Genomic DNA, 3,228 nt, shown 5'->3' with positions numbered 1-3,228 from the left:
ATTGACGACGAGCCTGTCGCACCCTGTCGCACAAGTTGCTACAGTCAGCCCATGGCCAAGATTATTGCGCAACGCGAGTTGCGTAACGAGAACGCGAAGGTCATCGAGGGCGTGATGGCTGGCGAGACCTTCGTCGTGACACGCAACGGCGAACCGGTCGCCGAGCTTCGGCCGCTCCGGGCCGGCCGCCGCGCGTTCATCTCCCGCGAGGAGGTCGCGACGCTGGCGGCAGCCGGCGTGCGCATCGACCGGCAACAGTTTCGGTCCGACCTCGACCAGGTGACGACCACCAGGTGATCGACCAGGGACTGTGACATGACGTGCGGGTTGCTCGACACCTCGGTCGTCGTCGACTGGCACGACCCGGTCGTTGTCGCGGCGCTGCCGGACCAGATGGCGATCTCGGCAGTCACCGCCGCAGAGCTGGCGGCCGGACCGCACCTGGCCGCGACGTTGGCCGAGGCAGCGAAACGGCAGGCGCGCCTCCAGGAAGTCGAGGCGAAGCTGGAGCCACTCCCCTTCGACGGCACGGCCGCACGTAGCTACGGGCTGGTGGTCGCCGCCGTCGTCCGTGAAGGACGGAGACCCCGCAGCCGACTGGTAGACCTGCTGATCGCCGCAACCGCCCACGCCAACGGTCTCGACCTCTACACCCGTGACGGTGACGACTTCGCCGGACTCGAGGACCTCGTCCAGGTCATCGTCATCTGATCGCAGACCAAGAGAAGTGGCTCCGGTGGGACGTCGCGCCCGGCGTGACCACGCTCTTCCTCGTTGACCCGGTGCGCTGGCTCTGGCGTCTAGCGATCCTCGCTGGCGGCGATCGTGTCGGGGAGTCCGAACTGTCGCTGGAGGTGGCTGTCGAGGAAGCGGGTGATCCTGCTGATCCGGTCGTTGCAGATGGTGAGGACGAGGATGCCGGTGAAGTATGTGGTTTGCTCCCCCGGGCGGCCGAGGTAGCAGGCGAAGGCCGGCTGGCCGTTGGCGCGGGTGGGCAGGAGCCTGAGGTGACGTCGGGCGCGCCACTCGGTGCTGGCGCGCAGGAAGCCCGCGATCGCCTTACGCCCGAGGTATTCGTGCGGCGCCGGCGGCATGGCGAGCCACGCGTCGTCGGTCAACAGGGCAACCACGCTGTCGACGTCGCCCGCCGTGAACGCTGCGGCAAACCGGCTCGCGAGGTCGCGCTCGGCGGTTGAGCCGCGCCCACCAAAGGGTTCGTGGCTGGACCCGGTCGCGGGTCGGGCCAGGGCTGCCCGGGCGCGTTGCAGAGCGCCCTTGACGGCAATCGGGCTCGTGTCCAGCATGCTGGCCGCCTCTGCGGTGGAGAAGCTGAGCACGTCGACGAGGATGACCACCGCGGTCTGGCGCGGCGGCAGCCGTTGCAGCGCGGCGATGAATGCCAGCTCGACGCCCGCGCGCGTCTCGGACCTCGCCGCCGGCCCGGGGGTGGTGTCGGCGAGTTCCAGCCAGGCGTCCGGACAGGGCTGGAGCCAGGTCACCTCGCCGCGGCGCGAGGGCTCGGGCGGGGTGAACGGGGGAACGGGTGTGGCGGGCAGGCGCCGTTTGGCATCGCGGATCGCGTTCAGGCACCGGTTGGTGGCGATCCGGTAGAGCCATGCGCGAAGCGAGGAACGGCCCGCGAAGCCGTCCAGGCCGCGCCACGCCGCGGTCAGCGTCTCCTGGACCAGGTCCTCGGCATCGCTCAGCGAGCCGAGCATCCGGTAGCAGTGCAGGTGCAGCTCACGAACGTACGGCCCGGTCAGCTGCAGGAACGCCTGGTCATCCCCAGTCCGCGCGCGGTCCAGCATCGACGTGCTCACGGGTGCATCGTGGCACGCTGCCCCTGCCCCATCGACGCAGCCGAGAGCCACGGGTCGGGGGGACCGTTCCATCACGGGGCTCAGCGGTGTCTCTACAGGCATCACCATCGAGGCGAGGAGACGACTGGCATGAGCGAGAGCACCGGCACCGGCACGAGCGAGAGCACCGGCACGAGCGAGAGCACCGGCAGGGCGCTGCAGACCGCGTTGGCCTACTACGAGGCGTGGACGACCCACGATTTCGAGCGAGCGATGACGTTCGTCGCCGACGACATCGTCTGCCACGCCCCGGCTGGCCGGCTCGACGGTGCGCTCGCCTTTCGCGACTTCATGGGGCCGTTCAGTCACATCGTGACCCGTTCGGCGCTGATCGCCGCATTCGGCGATGACGACACCGCGGTGCTCATGTATGACACCGACACCGTCCCGGTACCGAACGCGCCGGGAGCCGAGTGCCTCAGCGTCAGCGACGGCACGATCACCCAGATCAGGATCATCTTCGACCGCGCACCGTTCGCGGCCGCCCGGCAGGCGGCGGACCCGAGCTGAGCGGGCGCGAGGGTGCGCCGGACGTCGCTGCCTGGGACGCGGCCCTGGTCGGCCTCCCTCCCGCCCGGCATACGTGACCAAGGGCACGAGCGCTGCCACTGCCGGTATGCCGTGGGGTCCGGGAGGATGCCCGGAGGTGGGCACCACACGGCCCCTGGGACGAAGGAGCGGGAATGCAGTTCGGTCGCAGCTACGAGGAGTTCGAGGTCGGGGCGGTCTACAAGCACTGGCCCGGGAAGACCGTCACGGAGTACGACGACCACCTGTTCTGCCTGCTGACCATGAACCACCACCCCCTGCACATGGACGCGAACTACGCGACCACCACGCCGCAGGGAAAGAACGTCGTCGTCGGCAACTACGTCTACTCGCTGCTGCTCGGCATGTCGGTCGTCGACGTGTCCGGCAAGGCCATCGCCAACCTTGAGGTCGAGAGCCTCAAGCACGTCTTCCCGACGTTCCTCGGTCTGGCCGTAGATCGTGTCACCGTGAAAGGTCGGAAAGACGTGCTTGAGGGACTCGACCTCGAGGTTGGCGATCGCCTTGCCGGACACGTCCGCGACAGACATGCCCAGCAGCAGCGAGTAGACGTAGTTGCCGACGACGACGTTCTTGCCCTGCTGCGTCGTCGCCGCGTAGTTGGCGTCGAGGTGCAGCGGGTGGTGGTTCATCGTGATGAGGCAGAACAGGTGGTCGTCGTACTCGGTCACCGTCTTGCCCGGCCAGTGCTTGTAGACCGCTCCGACCTCGAACTCCTCGTAGTACCGGCCGAACTGCACGTGAGCTCCCTTGTCGTACGACAGTGCCGCCAAGTCTCCCAGCGGCGTCAGGCCCAGACGACCGGGGGTCCGTGCCCGAG

At 68.5% G+C, this 3,228-nt stretch carries 4 protein-coding genes and 2 pseudogenes; 4 read left to right on the top strand and 2 right to left on the bottom strand.

What is annotated here, in order from left to right; translation table 11 throughout:
• On the top strand, nucleotides 1-297 hold a 297-nt coding region (locus tag ACLL9L_RS05095; protein WP_411283564.1), incomplete at its 5' end, for a type II toxin-antitoxin system Phd/YefM family antitoxin.
• Between the two features lie 18 nt (nucleotides 298-315).
• Entirely contained in the window at nucleotides 316-711 is a 396-nt protein-coding gene (locus tag ACLL9L_RS05090; RefSeq protein WP_411283563.1) for a type II toxin-antitoxin system VapC family toxin, read from the top strand.
• An 89-nt stretch (nucleotides 712-800) separates the two neighbouring features.
• Here ACLL9L_RS05090 and ACLL9L_RS05085 read toward each other — a convergent pair whose 3' ends face one another.
• The gene (locus tag ACLL9L_RS05085) at nucleotides 801-1,820 is read right to left on the bottom strand and encodes an RNA polymerase subunit sigma-70 (RefSeq protein WP_411283562.1); all 1,020 of its coding nucleotides are present in this window, start codon (nucleotides 1,818-1,820) and stop codon (nucleotides 801-803) included.
• A gap of 129 nt (nucleotides 1,821-1,949) precedes the next feature.
• On the opposite strand from ACLL9L_RS05085, the gene ACLL9L_RS05080 reads away from it, so the two are divergent.
• Together ACLL9L_RS05080 and ACLL9L_RS05075 are read left to right on the top strand one after the other, a co-directional pair.
• Nucleotides 1,950-2,369 (top strand): nuclear transport factor 2 family protein, encoded by a 420-nt coding sequence (locus tag ACLL9L_RS05080; protein ID WP_411283561.1) that lies wholly within the window; start codon nucleotides 1,950-1,952, stop codon nucleotides 2,367-2,369.
• Nucleotides 2,370-2,542: 173 nt separating this feature from the next.
• Nucleotides 2,543-2,818, top strand: a pseudogene (locus tag ACLL9L_RS05075) (MaoC family dehydratase); the annotation flags it as partial.
• Between the two features lie 60 nt (nucleotides 2,819-2,878).
• Here ACLL9L_RS05075 and ACLL9L_RS05070 read toward each other — a convergent pair.
• A pseudogene (locus tag ACLL9L_RS05070) lies at nucleotides 2,879-3,148 on the bottom strand (MaoC family dehydratase); the annotation flags it as partial.
• Nucleotides 3,149-3,228: the final 80 nt, after the last annotated feature.

Origin of the sequence: Lapillicoccus sp., assembly GCF_046595215.1 — a bacterium.
In the GTDB taxonomy this organism is placed as follows: Bacteria; Actinomycetota; Actinomycetes; order Actinomycetales; family Dermatophilaceae; genus Lapillicoccus.
This window is presented reverse-complemented; position numbering and strand designations above follow the sequence as displayed.

Excerpts from the sequence above, each read along its gene's own strand:
- ACLL9L_RS05090 (WP_411283563.1), top strand. The coding sequence starts at position 316 with ATGACGTGCGGGTTGCTCGACACCTCGGTCGTCGTCGACTGGCACGAC.
- ACLL9L_RS05080 (WP_411283561.1), top strand. The coding sequence starts at position 1,950 with ATGAGCGAGAGCACCGGCACCGGCACGAGCGAGAGCACCGGCACGAGC.